The sequence below is a fragment of the Lysobacter sp. H23M47 genome (assembly GCF_015209765.1).
In the GTDB taxonomy this organism is placed as follows: Bacteria; Pseudomonadota; Gammaproteobacteria; order Xanthomonadales; family Xanthomonadaceae; genus Novilysobacter; species Novilysobacter avium.
Genome location: NZ_CP063658.1, coordinates 1,330,006 through 1,348,456, shown reverse-complemented (window position 1 = coordinate 1,348,456; position 18,451 = coordinate 1,330,006). Strand labels below are relative to the sequence as shown.

The 18,451-nt window shown below is 66.4% G+C and carries 23 protein-coding genes; 15 read left to right on the top strand and 8 right to left on the bottom strand.

Annotation, left to right across the window (positions count from 1 at the left end; translation table 11 throughout):
• Positions 1 to 127: 127 nt before the first annotated feature.
• The 4 genes from INQ43_RS06145 to INQ43_RS06130 all read right to left on the bottom strand — a co-directional run bounded on the left by INQ43_RS06145 (position 128) and on the right by INQ43_RS06130 (position 3,122).
• Complete coding sequence (locus INQ43_RS06145) at positions 128 to 451, bottom strand: thioredoxin family protein (RefSeq protein WP_194035588.1); 324 nt, start codon at positions 449 to 451, stop codon at positions 128 to 130.
• Positions 448 to 1,275, bottom strand: a complete 828-nt coding sequence (locus INQ43_RS06140) for a slipin family protein (RefSeq protein ID WP_194035587.1) — start codon at positions 1,273 to 1,275, stop codon at positions 448 to 450. Before INQ43_RS06140 ends, INQ43_RS06145 begins: the two co-directional genes overlap by 4 nt.
• Entirely contained in the window at positions 1,272 to 2,780 is a 1,509-nt protein-coding gene (locus INQ43_RS06135; RefSeq protein WP_194037449.1) for a nodulation protein NfeD, read from the bottom strand. The genes INQ43_RS06140 and INQ43_RS06135 overlap by 4 nt, the downstream gene beginning before the upstream one ends.
• 63 nt (positions 2,781 to 2,843) lie before the next feature.
• Complete coding sequence (locus tag INQ43_RS06130) at positions 2,844 to 3,122, bottom strand: hypothetical protein (protein ID WP_194037448.1); 279 nt, start codon at positions 3,120 to 3,122, stop codon at positions 2,844 to 2,846.
• 81 nt (positions 3,123 to 3,203) lie between these two features.
• On the opposite strand from INQ43_RS06130, the gene INQ43_RS06125 reads away from it, so the two are divergent.
• The gene (locus INQ43_RS06125; protein ID WP_228062643.1) at positions 3,204 to 3,980 is read left to right on the top strand and encodes an SDR family oxidoreductase; all 777 of its coding nucleotides are present in this window, start codon (positions 3,204 to 3,206) and stop codon (positions 3,978 to 3,980) included.
• Between the two features lie 45 nt (positions 3,981 to 4,025).
• On the opposite strand, the gene INQ43_RS06120 is transcribed toward INQ43_RS06125, so the two are convergent.
• Both INQ43_RS06120 and INQ43_RS06115 read right to left on the bottom strand, forming a co-directional pair.
• Positions 4,026 to 4,823 carry an amidohydrolase gene (locus INQ43_RS06120; RefSeq protein WP_194037447.1) on the bottom strand — a complete coding sequence of 266 codons (798 nt, stop codon included), beginning with the start codon at positions 4,821 to 4,823 and terminating at the stop codon, positions 4,026 to 4,028.
• On the bottom strand, positions 4,823 to 6,001 hold the full coding sequence (locus INQ43_RS06115) for a pyridoxal phosphate-dependent aminotransferase (protein ID WP_194037446.1): 1,179 nt from the start codon (positions 5,999 to 6,001) through the stop codon (positions 4,823 to 4,825). Before INQ43_RS06115 ends, INQ43_RS06120 begins: the two co-directional genes overlap by 1 nt.
• A 147-nt stretch (positions 6,002 to 6,148) precedes the next feature.
• On the opposite strand from INQ43_RS06115, the gene INQ43_RS06110 reads away from it, so the two are divergent.
• The 14 genes from INQ43_RS06110 to INQ43_RS06045 all read left to right on the top strand — a co-directional run bounded on the left by INQ43_RS06110 (position 6,149) and on the right by INQ43_RS06045 (position 17,634).
• Positions 6,149 to 6,685, top strand: a complete 537-nt coding sequence (locus INQ43_RS06110; RefSeq protein ID WP_194037445.1) for a DUF3293 domain-containing protein — start codon at positions 6,149 to 6,151, stop codon at positions 6,683 to 6,685.
• A gap of 39 nt (positions 6,686 to 6,724) precedes the next feature.
• A complete protein-coding gene (gene ccmA / locus INQ43_RS06105) occupies positions 6,725 to 7,384 on the top strand; it encodes a heme ABC exporter ATP-binding protein CcmA (protein ID WP_194035580.1) in 660 nt (219 codons plus the stop codon).
• Complete coding sequence (gene ccmB / locus INQ43_RS06100; RefSeq protein WP_194037444.1) at positions 7,381 to 8,070, top strand: heme exporter protein CcmB; 690 nt, start codon at positions 7,381 to 7,383, stop codon at positions 8,068 to 8,070. Before ccmA ends, ccmB begins: the two co-directional genes overlap by 4 nt.
• Positions 8,071 to 8,075: 5 nt before the next feature.
• Entirely contained in the window at positions 8,076 to 8,861 is a 786-nt protein-coding gene (locus tag INQ43_RS06095) for a heme ABC transporter permease (protein WP_194037443.1), read from the top strand.
• Positions 8,858 to 9,043, top strand: a complete 186-nt coding sequence (gene ccmD, locus INQ43_RS06090) for a heme exporter protein CcmD (RefSeq protein ID WP_194035577.1) — start codon at positions 8,858 to 8,860, stop codon at positions 9,041 to 9,043. Before INQ43_RS06095 ends, ccmD begins: the two co-directional genes overlap by 4 nt.
• On the top strand, positions 9,040 to 9,510 hold the full coding sequence (gene ccmE, locus INQ43_RS06085) for a cytochrome c maturation protein CcmE (RefSeq protein ID WP_194037442.1): 471 nt from the start codon (positions 9,040 to 9,042) through the stop codon (positions 9,508 to 9,510). Before ccmD ends, ccmE begins: the two co-directional genes overlap by 4 nt.
• Positions 9,511 to 9,512: 2 nt before the next feature.
• On the top strand, positions 9,513 to 11,453 hold the full coding sequence (locus tag INQ43_RS06080) for a heme lyase CcmF/NrfE family subunit (protein ID WP_194037441.1): 1,941 nt from the start codon (positions 9,513 to 9,515) through the stop codon (positions 11,451 to 11,453).
• The gene (locus INQ43_RS06075) at positions 11,450 to 12,013 is read left to right on the top strand and encodes a DsbE family thiol:disulfide interchange protein (protein WP_194037440.1); all 564 of its coding nucleotides are present in this window, start codon (positions 11,450 to 11,452) and stop codon (positions 12,011 to 12,013) included. Before INQ43_RS06080 ends, INQ43_RS06075 begins: the two co-directional genes overlap by 4 nt.
• Positions 12,010 to 12,483 (top strand): cytochrome c-type biogenesis protein, encoded by a 474-nt coding sequence (locus tag INQ43_RS06070; RefSeq protein ID WP_194037439.1) that lies wholly within the window; start codon positions 12,010 to 12,012, stop codon positions 12,481 to 12,483. The genes INQ43_RS06075 and INQ43_RS06070 overlap by 4 nt, the downstream gene beginning before the upstream one ends.
• On the top strand, positions 12,483 to 13,487 hold the full coding sequence (locus INQ43_RS06065) for a tetratricopeptide repeat protein (RefSeq protein ID WP_194037438.1): 1,005 nt from the start codon (positions 12,483 to 12,485) through the stop codon (positions 13,485 to 13,487). Before INQ43_RS06070 ends, INQ43_RS06065 begins: the two co-directional genes overlap by 1 nt.
• Before the next feature lie 10 nt (positions 13,488 to 13,497).
• Positions 13,498 to 14,643 carry a homoserine O-acetyltransferase gene (locus tag INQ43_RS06060; protein WP_194037437.1) on the top strand — a complete coding sequence of 382 codons (1,146 nt, stop codon included), beginning with the start codon at positions 13,498 to 13,500 and terminating at the stop codon, positions 14,641 to 14,643.
• A 70-nt stretch (positions 14,644 to 14,713) separates the two neighbouring features.
• Positions 14,714 to 15,316 (top strand): cysteine dioxygenase family protein, encoded by a 603-nt coding sequence (locus tag INQ43_RS06055; protein WP_194037436.1) that lies wholly within the window; start codon positions 14,714 to 14,716, stop codon positions 15,314 to 15,316.
• 174 nt (positions 15,317 to 15,490) lie between these two features.
• Positions 15,491 to 16,129: an SDR family oxidoreductase gene (locus INQ43_RS06050; protein WP_194035569.1), complete on the top strand. Its 639-nt coding sequence runs from the start codon at positions 15,491 to 15,493 to the stop codon at positions 16,127 to 16,129.
• Between the two features lie 41 nt (positions 16,130 to 16,170).
• The gene (locus INQ43_RS06045; protein WP_228062642.1) at positions 16,171 to 17,634 is read left to right on the top strand and encodes an MFS transporter; all 1,464 of its coding nucleotides are present in this window, start codon (positions 16,171 to 16,173) and stop codon (positions 17,632 to 17,634) included.
• Between the two features lie 223 nt (positions 17,635 to 17,857).
• Here INQ43_RS06045 and INQ43_RS12900 read toward each other — a convergent pair whose 3' ends face one another.
• Both INQ43_RS12900 and INQ43_RS12895 read right to left on the bottom strand, forming a co-directional pair.
• Complete coding sequence (locus INQ43_RS12900; protein ID WP_228062641.1) at positions 17,858 to 18,211, bottom strand: hypothetical protein; 354 nt, start codon at positions 18,209 to 18,211, stop codon at positions 17,858 to 17,860.
• Positions 18,183 to 18,401, bottom strand: a complete 219-nt coding sequence (locus INQ43_RS12895) for a hypothetical protein (protein WP_228062640.1) — start codon at positions 18,399 to 18,401, stop codon at positions 18,183 to 18,185. Before INQ43_RS12895 ends, INQ43_RS12900 begins: the two co-directional genes overlap by 29 nt.
• Positions 18,402 to 18,451: the final 50 nt, after the last annotated feature.

Below are 18,451 nucleotides of genomic sequence, written 5' to 3'. Positions count from 1 at the left end.
GTCCTCGTCGTACGCGCGGTGACGCGAATGGCAACCGGCCAGATGCGGTCATTGTCCAATTCATAGGGGGGACGCCGTTAACGCCGGGTCGACAGCGTCACGGGCGCGCTTCTCACAACAACCTGAATCATGACCCGCCGGTGGCCTCCAACGCCTCGGCGATCACTCGCGTATCCGTTGGCCTGACGACGCGCGCGACTTCCTCGCCATCGCGCATGAACACGAGTGTCGGCCAGAGCTTTACCCGGAACGATCTGCCCAGCCGCCGCCCTGGACCGTCCTCCACCTTCAGATGGCGAAGGTCGGGGTGGTTCGCGAAGACGGCCGCGATATGCGGCTGCGCCCGCTGGCAGTGCCCGCACCACGAGGTGCCGAACTCGATGACGCTGATTCCGGGCAGCGCGTCCACTTCCTCGCGCGTCGGCGCAGTGGTGGCGTAGTCCTGGCTCATGTGTGCTCCTCTCCTGTTTGCGGGAACGCACCCGAACGGCTTGGATCCGGCCGATCATGCGGCGGGTGCGCGGGCTCCTTCAGCCGCGCCAGCAATGGCTCGACAAGATCCATGGGCAGCGGGAACACGATGGTGGAGGTCCGGTCGCCGGCGATCTCGGTCAGAGTCTGCATATAGCGCAGCTGGATCGCGCGTGGATCGGCGCCCATGATCCGCGCGGCCTCGACCAGCTTCTCGGCCGCCTGCTGCTCGCCTTCGGCGTGGATGATCTTGGCCCGCCGAACGCGCTCGGCCTCTGCCTGGCGGGCAATCGCCCTGACCATCGTCTCGTTGATGTCGACGTGCTTGATCTCGACATTGGCCACCTTGATGCCCCACGCATCGGTCTGCTTGTCGAGGATCGCTCGGATGTCGCCGTTGAGCTTGTCGCGCTCGGCCAGAAGCTGATCCAGCTCGTGTTGCCCAAGCACCGAACGCAGCGTGGTCTGCGCCAGTTGACTGGTGGCCTCGTAGAAGTGCTCCACCGCGATGATCGCCTTTTCAGCATCCACCACCCGGAAGTACACCACCGCATTGACCTGGACGGAGACGTTGTCGCGGGTGATCAGGTCCTGCGTCGGGACGTCCATGACAATGGTGCGCATGTCGACCCGGACCATCTGCTGCACGACAGGTACCAGCAGGATCAGTCCCGGTCCCTTGACCTTCCAGAACCGGCCGAGCTGGAACACCACGCCGCGCTCGTACTCGCGCAGGATCTTGATCGCACTGAAGAAGAAGACCGCAATGACGACCAGTATCGGGAAGTACATGACCAGGTTCATGGTGGGACTCCGGTTTTGCCGGACCGCACGGCAACTGCGGGACCGACGTGGGTGACATGCAGTACCAGCCCGTCCATGGACTGAACCTGCAGGGATTGGCCGCGCTCGACGGGCATGGGTGATTCGGCTTGCCAGATTTCGCCGCGGATGCGCACCTGCCCCCGGCCGATGAAGTCTTCGATCGCGATCGCCTGCTGACCCACCATTGCACCCGCAGCGACAGACACCTCTCGTGTGCGTGATCGTGCCAGTACCCAGACCAGCCCCATGAACGACAGGGCGCTGGCGATGCCAATGCCGAGAATCAATTGGCCGGGAACACCGAAACCCGGCACATCCGTGTCGAACAGGATCAATGATCCGGCGACGAGCGCAACGATGCCGCCGATCCCCAGTGCGCCAAAGCTGGGCACGGAGAACTCCAGTCCCATCAGCAGCACGCCCAAGGCGATCAGGCCCACCCCCGCGTAGTTGACCGGCAACACCTGCAGCGCATACAGCGCAAGCAAGAGGCAAATCGCGCCAACCACCCCGGGCACGATCGCCCCCGGGCTGTATCCCTCCAGCAACAAACCGTACATCCCTGCCAACAGGAGCATGTAGGCCACCGAAGGGTTGGTAAGCACGGCCAGCAGGCTGGAGCGCCAGTCCGGAGCCAGCGTGGTCACCGCGGCCCCGCGGGTGGACAGAGCGACGGGGCCGCCACGCACCCCGACCTCGCGCCCATCGGCCTGGTCCAGCAGACTGTCCATATCGTCGGCAATGATCTCCACCACACGCTGCTGCAGCGCCTGCGCTGCGGTGAGCGTCGCCGCATCGCGCACGGCGGACTCGGCAAAGCCGGCGTCGCGCCCCCGCAGTTCGGCCAGGCTGCGCAGGTAGGCGACCGAATCGTTGATGACCTTGTGCGTCCTCGCGTCGTCCTTGCCCTGCCGTTTGGGTGCATTGGGACCTTCCCCGCCAACGCCCTCCGCTCCCTGCGGAGCCTGGCGCTGCGCGTCTGGCAGACCCTTGTCCGCCCCGGGCCCAGAGAGTGTCCGGTTGCCCGCTCGATCCCCGGCCGGGTCGCTGCCGGATGCGCCACCGCCCATCTGCACCGGCGTTGCGGCACCCAGGGATGTCGCCGGCGACATCGCTGCCAGATGGCAGGCGTAAAGGATGTAGGTGCCCGCGCTGGCCGCGCGCGCGCCCTGAGGCGTGACCCAGCCGATCACTGGCACGGGAGAGGCCAGGATCGCCTGGTTGATATCGCGCGTGGCGGCGTCCAGGCCACCGGGGGTATCGATCCGAACCACCACGGCTGCGGCAGACTCATCGGCGGCGCGATCGAGCCCCCTCACCAGATAGTCGCGGGTGGCCGGGCCGATCCCCCCCTTGATGTCCAGGACGATCACATGCTGCGCCCTCGCCCCATCCACCGGCGTCTGCGCGTGTGCTGAAGGCAAGAGAGAAATCGCCCATATGCAGGCAAGGAAACCCGCCAGCCGCACTGCGCGTTCGATCATCGTCATCTCCACCCAGGAAGGGCGGCGCCAAGGCCGAGTTTTCTAATTGAACACCAGTGCCCGTTAAACCCGCGGAAAACTCACGCGCGACAGGGCGAGGCAAGCCGCGCCCGGAAACTGCAACCCCACGGGGCAACGGTCAACAAAACAGCGACGAAAGGGCTCGGCATCGCGGGCAAGCACATTCAACGTTCCCGGGCTGACACCACAACCCACCAACGCGACGATACCCGCCTGACTCGCCTGCTCGTGCAGTTCCAGCATGTCCACGGTCGGTTGCGCATCGTCGCGGATGTCAACGTAGTGACAGCCGGCTTCGATGGCGGATTTCAGAGTCGGCACGCCGAAACGGTAGTAAGGACTACGAACGTAACCACCACCGCGCCACCGAGGTCGTTGCATTCCGCATGCACGGCTGTGGATATGCTGGAGTTCCCGCAAGAGGTAAATGGAATGGGCAGCTTGGACGGTCACGTAGTCGTCGTAACGGGCGGCGCAGCCGGTATCGGCGGAGCCCTGACCACGGTATTGACGCAACGCCGCGGAGCCGTGGTAGCCGTGGATGTCGACGAGGAAGCGGGCAGGAGCAAGGAGCGGAGCGACCCCGAACGGATTGTTTTCCTTCACGGTGACGGGTCGCAGAAATCCACCGCCGCGGAAGCCGTCGAGCTGGCGTTGTCACGCTTTGGCCGACTGACGGGCGTGGTGAACAATGCCCACGCCTCCACCCAGAAACCGTTGATGGAGTTGACGGAGCAGGACTGGTCGCTCTCGTTCGGGACCGGCTTCAACGCGACGCTGTTCTTCATGCAGGCGGCTTACGCGGAACTGGCAAAGTCGGGCGGGTCCATCGTCAACTTCGGCTCGGGTGCAGGCTTGACCGGCCTGGAAACACAGGCCAGCTACGCCGCGGCAAAGGAAGCCATCCGTGGCCTGAGCCGGGTCGCTGCCAACGAGTGGGCGAAGGACAAAATACGCGTCAACGTCGTCTGCCCCAAGGCGCAGACCGAAGGTGTGGCGAAGTGGAAATCCAGCCACCCCGAGCATTACGAGGAAGCTGCGGCCCGGATTCCGCTGGGCTACTTCGGCGACCCTGAAAAGGACATCGCGCCTGTGGTGGCCTTTCTGCTCAGTGACGACAGCCGCTACATGACCGGGCAGACACTGATGGCCGACGGCGGATCAATCCAGCTCCGGTAAGCGTTTGCCTCGCCGCCCGCCCTGGGTGCGCCGATTGCCAGCGGTTCAGGACAGCTCGAAGCGGTCCGCATCCAGCATCGCGGGAAAGTGCTCGCGATGCCCGTGCAATCCGGCCGCGAGCAGGGTCGTGGTGGTCACCAGCTCGCGGTCGGTGCATTCGCTCAGCGCGTCGCCCACGTAATCGATCACCGCGCTGTCACCGGAATAGGCCAGGTCGTTGCCGTCGGTACCGACGCGGTTGACGCCCGCCACGAAGCAGAGGTTTTCGATCGCCCGCGCCCGCAGCAGCGTCTTCCAGGCATGCGCACGCGCCGCGGGCCAGTTGGCGACATACAGGGCCAGGTCGTAGTCCGGGGCTCCCTCGCGCTCGACATCGAAACGGTTGCGGGAAAACACCGGGAATCGCAGGTCGTAGCAGACCATGGGGCAGATACGCCAGCCTTTCCACTCCACCGTCAGCCGGTCTCGGCCGGGGGCGTAGCACTTGTGCTCGCCGGCGTAACGGAACAGGTGCCGCTTGTCGTAGCTGTGCAGGCCGCCGTCGGGCGTGGCGAACAGCATGCGGTTGAAGACCTTGTCGCCGTCGCGGATCTGCACGCTTCCGGTAACCGCCGCGTCCAGTGCCCTGGCCTGCTCGCGCATCCACGCCACCGACTCGCCGTCCATGGTTTCGGCATCATCGATGGCATCGTTGGAGAAGCCGCTGGTGAAGGTCTCCGGCAACACCACCAGATCGGTCAGGCCACGCAGGGACGCGATGAGGCCGCCGTAATACTCGCGGTTGCCGGCCGGGTCGTGCCAGAGCGTTTCGCCCTGGACGAGGGAGACACGAAGGTTGTCCATCACAGCTTCTCCAATCGCTTGATTGCCGCATCGCGGGTGGCTTCGCTCTTGGCAAAGCACAGCCGCACCAGCCGCTGCCCGGCCGGCGGCGTGCCATAGAACGGGGACAGCGGAATCGCGGCGACGCCGTGTTCGATCGCCAACCAGCGGCAGAATTCGGCATCTTCCAGATCACTCACCGCCGAGTAATCGACCAGCTGGAAGTAGCCGCCCGGGACCGGCAGCGGCTTGAAGCGGGTGGTCAGCAGATGCTCGCGGAAACGGTCGCGCATCGGCTGATAGAACGCGCCGAGCTCCAGGTAGTGCTCCGGCTCGTCCCGGATCATCTCCGCGAAGGCGAACTGCGCCGGGGCGAAGGTGCAGAAAGTGTTGTACTGGTGGACCTTGCGGAATTCGGCGCTCAAGGCCGGCGGGGCCACGCAATAGCCGACCTTCCAGCCGGTGCAGTGGTAGGTCTTGCCGAAACTGGAGATCACGAACGCACGCTCGCGCAGTTCCCGATAGCGCAGCACCGACTCGTGGCGCGCCCCGTCAAAGACGATGTGCTCGTAGACCTCGTCCGACAGCAGGTAGATGTCGGTATCGCGCAACAGCGCGGTCAGTTGCTCGATGTCGTCCGCATCCAGCGTCGCGCCGGACGGATTGTGCGGGCTGTTGATCATCAGCATCCGGGTCCGCGGCGTGACTGCCGCTCGGATCAGGTTCCAGTCCGGGGCGAAGGTGTGCGGGTCCAGCGGCACGTGGACGGGGATGCCCCCGGCCATCTCGATGGCGGGCTCGTAACAGTCGTAGCAGGGGTCCAGGATGATGACCTCCTCGCCCGGCCGGACTACCGCGTGAATGGCATCCAGGATGGCCTCGCTACCACCGGAAGCGACGGTGATCTCGGCATCCACATCGGGCCGGTAGCCGTAGCAGCGCTCGGTTTTGTCCGCGATCGCCTCGCGCAGCGCCGGGATGCCGCTCATCGGCGCGTACTGGTTGCGTCCGTCGCGCATCGCCCTGGCCAGGGCCTCTACCAGCCGTTCGGGCGGATCGAAGTCGGGAAACCCCTGACCCAGGTTGACCGCGTTGTGGTCGGCGGCCAGCTGCGACATGACGGTGAAAATCGTCGAGCCCACCTTGGGCAGTTTGGTTTCCGGGACGGGCACGGTGCTGGTGGAGGCGCTGATCGACATGAGCGAGACCTGTGAGTCACAAAGGCAGCCAGTCTACGAAATACCGTCGTGCTGCGAGCGGGGTCGCCGGCGGCGTCACCGGACCGGCACCGCGCAGATAGCGCGGGACACTTGCATCCGGCCTCCAGTAGTCGGAAGCTGGCCCTCATGAGGACACTCAAGGTCGTCGATGCGATCGAGTTGGCCACTGCCTACGCCGCGGCCCGGTATGGGGTGCGGGTGGATGGTGCTGAGTTCCCGCTGCTCGTGGGCGAACGCGCTGGGCGACTGGAAAGCCATTGGCCCGCCCGATCCTATGCGTTCATCACCGCGTGGAACCCGGCCTCCGAACCGCGTCCCGACGACGCCAACCAAGAGGCCGACGCCCAACTGGTGGCGCGTCTGGAGGCGATGGGCATCCAGCGCGAGCCCGCGTGGGCGGAAGGTCCGGATGGAAAGTGGCACGAACCGGGCTGGCTGCTTGCAGACATGGATGTGCCCACCGCGTCCGCACTAGGGGATTCGCTTGGCCAGGCAGCCATCCTGGCGTGGGATTCGGGCCAGCCAGTGACCCTGCGGATGCTGGCGCCGGGTCCATCACGGGAAGCCTGGAAGCAGGCGGTATCGAATCGCGAGCTGCCGTCCGACGCAGCTTCCTGCGTGCACTGGAAAGACCAGCAACGGGACGCTCCACCGAACGGCTAACATGGGCGCCCGGAGTTTCACCGGCCACGACGCCTCCAGATGACCGCCGCCGATCGATCCGCACCGCCCCTGCTTGCCGCCCGCGGCCTGCATTTCGCCCGCAATGACGACCCCGTGTTCGGCCCGCTGGATTTCTCGGTGGACGCGGGCGAAGCGCTGCTCGTCCAAGGCGGCAATGGCTCCGGCAAGACCACCCTGTTGCGCGTGCTGGCCGGCCTGCTGCGTGCCGACGGCGGCGAGGTGGATATTGACGGGCAGCGGGCGCGGGCGTCGCGCCGCGCGCGGGCCATCGCCTACATGGGTCATCTGCCCGGCTTCAAGGCCGACCTGAGCGCGATGGAAAACCTGTCCTTCCTGTGCGGCCTGCAGGGACGGCGGCGCAACCAGCTGCCGATCAATGCCTTGGCCATCGTCGGGCTGGGCGGATACGAGGACGCGCTCGCGCGCCAGCTGTCCGCCGGCCAGAAGAAGCGGCTGTCACTCGCGCGGCTGTGGTTGTCGCCGGCACCGCTGTGGCTGCTGGATGAGCCCTACGCCAACCTGGACCTGGAAGGCATCGAACTGGTCAACCGGATGATCCAGGCGCACCTGCGCAGCGGCGGAGCGGCCCTGGTGACGACCCACGGCGCCTACGCGGCACCGCCGGTGCGCACGCGCATGCTCGAGATGGTCCGCCAGTCCAACGGCGCGATCGCATGAGCGGCGCCCTGCCAGGTCTTCCCGGATCCGCAAAGGCGCTGATGAAGCGCGACCTGCGTCTGCTGTGGCGCCGGCGCGGGGATGCATTCCAGCCGGCATTGTTCGCCCTGCTCGTCGTGGTGCTGTTCGCTCTCGCCCTCGGCGGCGAGCCCGACACCCTTGCCGCTGTCGCCGGGGCGGTGCTCTGGGTGGCAGTGCTGCTGGCCGGCCTTCTTTCGCTGGACACGCTCTTCCGCGGTGACGCGGAGGATGGCTCGCTGGAGCAATGGATGCTGGCGCCGGTGCCGCTGGGCTGGCTGGTGGGGGTGCGCACCTTCATGCACTGGGCGACCACCGCCCTGCCGCTGCTGGTCGCCGCGCCTTTCCTTGCCGAACTGATGCACCTCCCGCGCGCACAATTGCCCGTGCTGATGGCCGCCCTTGCACTGGGAACACCCCTGCTGAGCCTGCTGGGCGCCGTGGTCGCCGCATTGACCGTTGGAATGAGGCGCTCCGGTATACTTGTGGCCTTGCTGGCCCTGCCCCTTTACGTGCCTGTGGTGGTCTTTGGCGCCGGCAGCGTCGCAGCAGCGGCGCAGGGGCTGGACCCGGTCGGCCCGCTGCTCCTGCTGGGCGCGGGACTGGCGGTAGCGCTGGTGCTGGCGCCACTGGTGGCAGCAGCGGCGATCCGGATTGCTCTGAATTGAGGCATATGAATCCCATCGTCCTGTGGTTCCACAAACTCGGCTCGCCTCCCACCTTCGACCGTTTCGCAGCCCGTTGGGCGCCGTGGGCGTACGGGCTGGGCCTGCTGGTAATGGGGTGGGGCGTGTATGGCGCCCTGTTCGCCGTGCCGGCCGACTACCAGCAGGGCGACAGCTTCCGCATCCTCTATATCCACGTGCCGGCCGCCTGGATGAGCCTGGCAGTGTTCGGCCTGATGGCGATCTACGCCGCGATCGCGCTGATCTGGCGGATCAAGCTGTGCGAGATCCTGGCGATGGCCTGTGCGCCGATCGGTGCCGGTTTTACCCTCATCACGCTGCTGACCGGTGCGATCTGGGGCAAGCCGATGTGGGGCACCTGGTGGGACTGGGATCCACGCCTGACCACGCAGCTGATCCTGCTGTTCCTGTATCTGGGCGTCATCGGGCTGTACAACGCGATTGACGACCGCCGCAGTGCCGCGCGCGCCGCCGGGCTGCTGGCGATTGTAGGCGTGGTGTTGCTGCCGATCATCCGCTACTCGGTGGTGTGGTGGAACTCGCTGCACCAGGGGCAGACGATCCGCCTGCTGGGCGAGTCGACGATGGACCCGAGCATGCTGCAGCCGCTGATCTGGATGCTGGTCGGTACCAAGCTGTGGTTCATTGGCGCGCTGCTCGTGCGTGCCCGCGCCGACAACCTGCGCCGCGAGTCCGGCAAGGCCTGGGTCGCCGCGCTGGCCTCCGGTTCGACCGGCGAAAATCCGCACTCCGCCCCGGGTATATCGCCATGAGCTACCTGGGCTATGTCGTTGCCGCCTACGCGGTGTTCGTGGTCGTGCTGGGCGGGGAATTCCTTGCCAGCTGGCTGCAGGTGCGCAGGGAGTTGCGCAACGCACGGCGCCGTGTCGCGCGCCAGGCCGCTGCCCGCGCGCATCCGGTGCCGCCCTCCGTTTCCAACGAGTTGATCCGATGAATCCTATTCGCCGCCGCCGCCTGATGTGGGTGCTTGCCCTTGTCGTCGCCGCCGCCATTGCCGCTTCACTGGTGGCCATGGCGCTGCAGCGCAACGTCGCCTATCTCTACACACCCAACGAGGTGATCACCGGCGAGGCCGGCGCGGACGTCTCATCCGGCCAGGCCCGGTTCCGCCTCGGCGGCATGGTCGCGGAAGGCTCGCTGAAGCGCACCGACGGCTCGCTGGACTCGCACTTCAGCGTGACCGACGGCGACGCCGAAATGCCGGTCGTGTACACCGGCATCCTCCCGGACCTGTTCCGTGAGAACCAGGCGGTGATCGCCACCGGCAGGATGGAGGGCGACCGCTTCGTCGCCGAGCAGGTGCTGGCCAAGCACGACGAGACCTACATGCCCAAGGAAGTGGCCGACAAGATGGGGATCGCCCACCAGAAACACGACGTCGATACCCCGGCGGGGCCGTAGGCATGCTGCCGGAGCTGGGCCAACTCGCCCTGATTCTCGCCCTGCTTGTCGCTGCGCTGCAGGCCGCGCTGCCACTGATCGGCGCGCACCGCGGCATCCACACCTGGATGGCCGTGGCCCGGCCGGCGGCCTACGCGCAGATGGTGCTGGTGGGGTTTGCGTTCGTGGTCCTGACGATCGGTTTCGTCATGCAGGACTTCTCGCTGCGGTACGTGGCGGAAAACTCCAATTCGCTGCTGCCGCTGGGCTACCGCTACACGGCGGTCTGGGGCGCGCACGAGGGCTCTCTGCTGATGTGGGCGACGGTGCTGACCCTGTGGACGGGTGCGGTAGCGAAGTTCTCCCAGCGCCTGCCGGCGGAGGTGGTCGCCCGCGTGCTCGGGGTGATGGGCATTGTCAGCCTGGGCTTCCTCGCCTTCCTGATCTTCACCAGCAACCCGTTCGAGCGGCTGCTGCCTGCAGCGATGGAAGGCCGCGACCTCAACCCGCTGCTGCAGGACCCGGGGATGATCATCCATCCGCCGATGCTGTACATCGGCTACGTGGGCTTTGCCGTGCCGTTCTCCTTCGCCATCGCCGCACTGCTGGACGGCAAGGTGGACACGCGCTGGGTGCGCTGGACGCGGCCGTGGACCAACGTCGCCTGGTCATTCCTTACCCTGGGCATCGCGCTGGGCAGCTGGTGGGCGTATTACGAGCTCGGCTGGGGTGGCTGGTGGTTCTGGGATCCGGTCGAGAACGCGAGCTTCATGCCGTGGCTGGCCGGCGCCGCGCTGTTGCACTCGCAGGCGGTCACCGAGAAACGCGGCAGCTTCCGCGGCTGGACCCTGCTTCTGGCCATCGCCAGTTTTTCGCTCTCGCTGCTGGGTACCTTCCTGGTGCGCTCCGGCGTGCTGACCAGTGTGCATGCCTTCGCCGCCGATCCGGCGCGTGGTCTTTTCATCCTGATCTTCCTGGGCATAGTGATCGGCGGCTCGCTGGTGCTCTACGCCATCCGTGCGCCGGGAATTCATCACGACAAGCCGTTTGCGGTCTATTCGCGGGAAACCCTGCTCCTGGCCAACAACCTGCTGCTGGCGACGGCCTGCGCGATGGTGCTGCTGGGCACGCTGTACCCGCTGCTGGCGGACGCGCTGGAGCTGGGCAAGATCTCGGTGGGGCCACCCTACTTCGCCTTGTTGTTTATCCTGTTGATGGCGCCGATCGTGTTGCTGCTGCCCTTCGGGCCGCTGACGCGCTGGCAGCGTGACCAGCCCTCGCGGGTGATGGCAATGCTCGCGCCGTGGCTGCTCGTCGCGCTGGTGGCCGGCGTGGCCGCATTCTTCCTTGCACCGCAGGGTCGCTGGAAGGTGGCCGCGGGCATCCTCGGCGCCGCCTGGGTAGGGCTGGGAACGCTGCGTTTCGTGTGGTCCCGCTACAAGGGCGCCAAGACGCGCATGACCGCGGAAATGCTGGGCATGACCCTGGCCCATCTGGGCGTGGCGGTGTTCCTGGTCGGCGCGCTGCTGGTCGAAGGCCTGGAGCAGCAGAAGGAAGTGGCGGTCAAGGCGGGCGAGACCGTGGAGTTGGGCCACTACGCATTCCGCTTCGACGGCGTGGACATGCGCCAGGGCCCGAACTACACCGCCAGCTACGCCACCGTGCACGCGTTCAAGGACGGCAAGCCGCTTGCCGAGCTGCACCCCGAGAAGCGCACCTATGCCAGCGGCGGCGAAGTCATGACCGAGGCGGCGATCGTCAGCGGCGTCACCCGCGACCTTTACGTCGCGATCGGAGAGTCGCTGGGCAACGATGCCTGGGCGCTGCGCATGCAGGTCAAGCCGTTCGTTCGCTGGATCTGGGCCGGTGCGCTCCTGATGATGCTCGGCGGGCTGGTATCGGCATCAGATAAACGTTTCCGCCGGCCGGCGCCGCCCGCTGTCCGACCCGAGGCCACGCCATGACCCCCATCGAAAAATCGACGTTCTCGCGCTGGGTACCGCTACTGGCCGCAGCAGCAATTGGCGCCCTGCTGCTGGCGGGCGTGATCCTGAGTCGCAACCAGGATCGTGAAGCCCTGCCCTCACCGTTGATCGACAAGCCGGCTCCGGCGTTCGACCTGCCTGTGCTGCATGACGCGTCCTACCGCATCTCGTCCAACGACCTGTTGGGCGAGCCGTACCTGATGAACGTCTGGGGCAGCTGGTGCCCGGAGTGCCGGGTCGAGCATCCGGTGCTCACCAGATTTGCCGAAACCAAGCGCGTGCGCGTGGTCGGCTACAACCTCAAGGACGAACGCGAAGACGCCCTGCGCTGGCTGGAGCAGTTCGGCAACCTCTACTTCGTGGTGCTGGCCGATTACAGTGGCGAGACCGCGCTGGACTGGGGAATCTACGGCGCCCCAGAGACCTTCCTGGTCGACGCCAAAGGCGTGGTTCGCTGGAAGCACGTTGGCACCGTGACCCAGCAGATCCTTGACGACGAGGTCATCCCCCTGCTCGATCGCATGGACGCTGAGTCATGAGGCGTCGCTGGCCGCTGATCCTGCTGCTGGCCCTGCTGTTGCCGGCGTTGGCTGTCGCGCAGGCGGTCAGAGACCCGTCGCCGATGCAGTTCACCGACCAGGCCGAAGCCGACCGGTTCCACGACCTTGCCGGCGAGTTGCGCTGCGTCAAATGCCAGAACCAGTCGCTGGCCGACTCCAATGCGGCCATCGCCCAGGACCTGCGCCACGAGGTGCTGACGCTGATGCGCCAGGGCAAGTCGAACGCGGAGGTCAAGGACTACCTGGTGGCGCGGTATGGCGAGTTCGTGCTGTACCGGCCGCGGATGGACACCAAGACCTGGTTGCTGTGGTTCGGCCCGGCCCTGGTGCTGCTGGCCGGGGCAGTGGTCGTGGTCAACGTGGTCCGGCGGCATTCTCGGATGGCAGCTGCTGGATCCGCCGACAGCATAAAAGCCACCGCCACCGTTGATGAAGACCAGGAGTGGTGATGACTGTTTTCGTGATCGCCGGACTGGCAATGGCACTGGGGGTGATGCTGTGGGTGTTGCGACCGCTGTGGCGCAGCCGTCCGCTGCCAGGCATTGCCCTGGCGGTGCTGCTGGTGACCAGCGCGGGGCTGATTTATTCGGTCGTTGGCACCCCGCGCGCTCTGGATCCGCTGCAGCGCACCGCGCCGGAGACGCTGGCTGACGCGGTCGGTCAACTGGAGTCCGAACTGGCCCGCGACCCCAACCAGGTGGAGGGCTGGCGCTTGCTTGCCCGCGCCCATCTTGCCCAGGGCGATATCGCGGAGTCGATGCAGGCCTATGACCGGGCACTCAAGCTGGCACCCGATAACCCCGACCTCCTGGCCGAAGCCGCCGAGGTCCGTGCCCGCTCGCACGCCGACCGCAGTTTCGACGCCATCTCGGTCAGCATGCTGGAGCGCGCGCTCGCCCAGCAACCCGACCACCAGCGCGCCCGCTGGTTCCTCGGCATCGCCCAGCGCCAGGCCGGCGACGCCGCCGCGGCGGTCGCGACCTGGGAGCCGCTGCTCAGCCAGGTCGACCCGGCGACGGCCGCCAGCCTTCGTACACAGATCGACGCTGCGCGACTGGATGCCGGGATGGAACCGCTGCCTGAGGCGGCGCCCGTCGCCGCGTCAGCGGTGAATATCACTGTCAGCGTATCGCTCGACCCGCGCCTGGCGATGCAGTATCCGCAAGGCGCAAGCGTTTTCGTCATCGCCCGCCAGACCAATGGGTCCCCCGTCCCGGTCTCGGTCAAGAAGCTGCAGGCCGGTGCGTTCCCGCTCACCGTGACCCTGACCGACAACGACAGCCTGATGCCGACCATGAAGCTGTCCGAGCTCGAGCAGGTGCGCCTGAGCGCACGCATTTCCGCCAGCGGCGAGGCAAGCGCCCGCCCCGGCGATTTCGAGTCGGCGCCGGTCGAGGTCGAGGCCGGGCCCGAAGTGGCCGCAGCGCTGCTGATCGACCAGGTGGTCAAGTAGTGGCCACGCTATGACCGAATTCATCCCGCCAGGCACGCGCTGGATCGACCTGCCCTCGCCCTTTCCGATGAAACGGGGCGGCCGCCTGCACGGTGCGCGGATTGCCTACGAGACCTGGGGCGAACTCAACGCCGCCGCCGACAACGCGGTGCTGGTTGCGCCCGGCCTCTCGCCCAATGCCCACATGGCCTCGTCCGAGGCCAATCCGGCGGATGGCTGGTGGGAGCCGATGGTCGGCCCGGGCAAGCCGATCGATACCGATCGCTGGTTCGTCATCTGCGCCAATCCGCTGGGCAGCTGCAAGGGATCCACCGGACCGGCCTCCAGCGACCCCGACACGGGCCTGCCATATCGCTTCCGTTTTCCCGAGCTCTCGATCGAGGACGGCGCCGACGCCCTCGCCCATGTGGTCCGCGCGCTGGGCATCGACCGCCTGGCCTGCGTGGTCGGCAATTCGATGGGCGGAATGGTCGCGCTATCGTTGCTGATCCGACACCCCGGCATCGCCGCCACCCATCTCAACGTCGCCGGCGCCGCCCGCGCACTGCCGTGGTCGATCGCCATCCGCTCCTTGCAGCGCGAGGCAATCCGGCTGGATCCCAACTTCAACGGCGGCGATTACAGCGACGATGCCTACCCGGAGTCCGGCATGCGCATGGCGCGCAAGCTGGGCGTTATCACCTATCGCTCGGCACTGGAATGGGATGGCCGCTTCGGTCGGGTCAGGCTGGACTCCGAGCAGACCGACGACGAGCCCTTCGGGCTGGAATTCCAGGTGGAAAGCTACCTTGAAGCGCATGCGCGCCGCTTCGTCCGTCATTTCGATCCCAACTGCTACCTGTACCTGAGTCGCTCCATGGACTGGTTTGACCTGGGCGACCACTGCGCGGAGCGCGAGGTGGGCGATCGCGCGGCCAGCCAGGCGCACACCCGTGCCGGCCTGGCGGCGATTCGCATCGAGCGTGCGTTGACCATTGGCGCGCAAACCGACGTCCTGTTCCCGCTGCAGCAGCAGATGGAGATCGCCGACGGGTTGCGCGAAGGCGGCGCAGCGGCGGAGTGCCTGCCAATGCCGTCGCCGCAGGGACATGACGCATTCCTGGTGGACTACGACCGCTACTGCCCGGCGATCCGCACTTTTTTCGGCAGTCTGTGAGCCGCGATCGGCACCGCGCGCAGGAATCGGCCGACGGGCGATCGCGATTCCATCCAGTAGAATCAATCAGATGAACGAAAACGCGCTGCCCGAGATCACCCCGCCCGCCATCAGCTTTCCCGGCCGGGCCAAGCTCGTCGCCCTTCTCGATGCCGCCGTCAGCCGCGGCGACGAGCACCAGGTCACCGCAGCGCTGCGCAATGCGCTGTCCAGCATCATCCCCGACAGCGAGATCCAGCTGCCTGATTGCGTCTCCGAGCCCATCGAAGGCCACTACGCGCGCCGCGAGATCTATCGCAGCACGGAGCACGGCTACAGCGTCGTCGCGATGACCTGGGGGCCCGGCCAGGGCACCCCGGTGCACGACCACTGCGGCCTGTGGTGCGTGGAAGGCGTATGGCAGGGCGGTCTGGACATCACCCAGTACGAGTTGCTGGAACGCGACGGCGAGCGGTTCCGCTTTCGCGGCACCGGCGGAATGATCGCCGGCCCGGGCAGCGCCGGCAGTCTGATCCCGCCGCACGAGTACCACGCGATCCGCAACAGCAGCAGCAACGCGATCGCGATATCGGTCCACATCTACAAGGCACCGATGGAGACTTGCGCGATGTTCGTGCCGGTGGATGGCGAGTGGTTCGCGCGGGTCGAGAAGGCGCTGCCGGTCGACCTCTAGGGGTTCAATAAAGAGCCGCGCCACCCATTGCCTGTTCCAGCGGCAGCCTCGCCGCCTGCGCTGACCCGACGCGTTGTCGCACACGCGCGCTGGACATCCGTTGGCGTAGAACAGGCACCGGCTGCCTCTGTTACGGGCAATAGTGCCCGTCCTCCACTTCTCAAAGGAACTCCCATGCGCGTCCTCATCGTCGGTGCAAACGGCAATATCGGCCGCCGGCTGATCCAGCAGATGGCCTCCGGCCCGCATCAAAGCCAGGCGATGATCCGCGACCCGAAGCAGGCGGCGGAGCTGCGGCAGCTTGGCGCCGATGCCACCGTGGTGGCGGATCTGGAGGACGATATCCAGACCGCACTGGATGGCTGCGATGCCATCATTTTCACCGCGGGTTCCGGCGGCAAGGGCGGCGCGGAGAAGACCGATGCGGTCGACCGGGACGGCGCAATCGCAGTCATCGATGCAGCCCAGAAGGCAGGCATCGAGCGATTCGTGATGGTGTCCTCCATGGGCGCCGACACGCCGGAACAAGGACCCGAGGGCCTGCAGCATTACCTCGGTGCCAAGCAGGCCGCCGACAACCATCTTCGCCAGAGCGATCTGCGCTACACCATCGTTCGCCCAGGCACGCTCAGCGACGAGGCGGGCAGCGGCAGGGTCGAGATCGCCAACGATCTTGGCCGCCACGGCACGGTCCCGCGCGATGACGTGGCCACAGTGCTGTTGCAGGTGCTGGACGCCAACAACACCTGGGGCAAGCAGTTCGAGCTGCTCTCGGGTACATCGTCAGTGTCCGCAGCGGTGGCCGCCATTTGATGGACCAGGCAGAGGGCGCGAGCCGCTGGCGCATCCTGGCAGTGCTGCTGGGCGTGATCTTCATGTCGTTGATCGGCGTGAGCATCGTCAACGTCGCCCTGCCTTCCATCCAGGTCGGTCTGGATGCGGACCAGTCGGACCTGCAGTGGGTATTGTCGGGCTATGCGCTGACCTTCGGGATCATCCTGGTTGCCGCCGGGCGCGCGGGCGACATCGTCGGGCGAGGAGGAATTTTCCTGGTGGGAGTGGGCATCTTCACTCTCTCCTCTGTAGCCGCCGGATTCGCGTCCGATGCGACTTGGCTCAATGCGGCGCGGTTCGTCCAGGGGATCGGCTCGGGGCTGATCAGTCCGCAGGTGATCGGGATGATCCAGCACTACTTCCGCGGGGAGGATCGCGGCAAGGCCTTCGGCTACCTCGGAACGGCGGTTGGCGTTTCGGTGGCGATCGGCCCCGTGCTCGGCGGATTCCTGATTGGCGTAGGCGGGCCTGAACTCGGTTGGCGGCTGACATTCCTTGTGAACGTTCCGATCGGAATCATCGCCGTCATCCTGGGCATGAGGTGGTTCCCGAAGCCTCTGTTCCGGCGGCCTCCAGCGGCGCCGGCCTCTGGAACGGATCGTCCCGCGAGCTGGCTGTGGTCATTGGACCCGGTCGGTTCGGTGCTTCTGGGACTCGCGCTCCTGGCGATCCTCTATCCTTTCATGCAGTCCAATGCTTCAGCGCTCTGGTGGGGGCTGCTGCCGGTCGGGGCCGTCCTCGTCTGGCTTTGGGTCCGCTGGGAGCAGCGCTGCCCGCGCTTGGGTCATACGCCCATGGTGGATCTGGACATTTTCCGCACCAGCAGCTTCACCAATGGCACCGCGATCATGACCCTCTATTTCACGGGCATGACCAGCATCTGGGTCCTGGTCGCGCTGTATGTGCAGGATGGGCAGGGAAAGACCGCCTTCGAATCCGGACTGTTCGGGATTCCCAGTGCGCTGCTCTCGGCCTACGCGGCGCACTGGTCCGGCCGCCGTGTGAACCATTACGGTCGCAAGATCGTGATCGGCGGGCTGTTCCTGGCCCTGTTCGGCTTGGCCGCCAGCATCGCCGTCGTGTTCCTGCACGAGCGATTCGACGTCAGCGTCTGGTGGCTCATGCTGTCACTCGCGTTCATCGGTATTGCCCAGGGTGCGGTGATCAGTCCGAACCAGACACTGACGCTTGCCGAAGTCCCGTTGGAATATGCGGGGAGCTCGGGCGCGATCATGCAGACCGGGCAACGGGTCGGGACCTCGGTGGGCATTGCGGTGATCACCGCGGCTGTGTTCGCTTCACTCGCCCGATGGTCATGGTCGGTGGCCGTGGTCATCGGGTTCAGCCTGATCTCGCTGGTGGTGCTTGTCGCCCTGGCGATGGCGTTCAAGGATCAGCGCGATCGCCGCAGGATTGTCGCCAGCAAGGCCGCGTCCGACGCGGGGGAACCGCGACCGGTGTATATCAGCGACACCCAGTTCTGACCGCGCAGGTTTTGCTACCAGCATCGCGTTCTGACGCGCATCATCCGGTCTCATCACTCGCCGTCTTCGGTGGTGTTGGCCGCCGTGCGGGAGACTTCGGGCAAGCGCCACGACCCCGCTGTCCCGAGCCGGCCCATGGCCCCGAGCAGGAGCAAGGCCCAGGAAGTCCCCAGCATGGCCACGGCCGCACTGAGGCCGCCAGTCGCCAGCAGCAGCACTCCGATCACGGTGTTGCTGACCGCCGTGTAGTCGGTGCGCCGGTTGCCCTCGGCCATGTCACCAGGTAGGTCTTGCGGCCGATGCGCACGCCAGAATGGGCGATCGCCAACACAAAAAAAAACGCCCCGGGATAGAACCACCCGCCGACGCGCCACGAGGGATCCAGCAGCGTCAGCCCGGCGACGAACAGGCACACCGCGGCGGCCATTCCGCCGCCCAGGATCATCACCTGACGGCTGGACGCATCGGCCATGAAGCCCCACACGCTGGCGCTGATCGCGCTGGCCAGCCCGGAGGCAACGACGAAGCCGCCCAACAGTGCGGCGCTTTCACCGCGCTGCTGGGCGAGTACGACCACGAAAGGCCAGCACGGTCTTGGGGTTGATCAGCAGGTCGCCGATCTTGGTGAACATGCTGGCGACGATGATGCGGAAGAAGTTGCCGGGCACTTCCCTGCACGCATCCTCGCTGATGTCGGTGCAGACGCGCGCGTCCTCTTCATTGGCGACCAGCGCGTAGAGACGCTCGGTGGAGCTAAGGTGTTTCATCGATCCGTTACTGCCCCGGCCGTATAAGGGTCCCAGATACTACGGGAGGT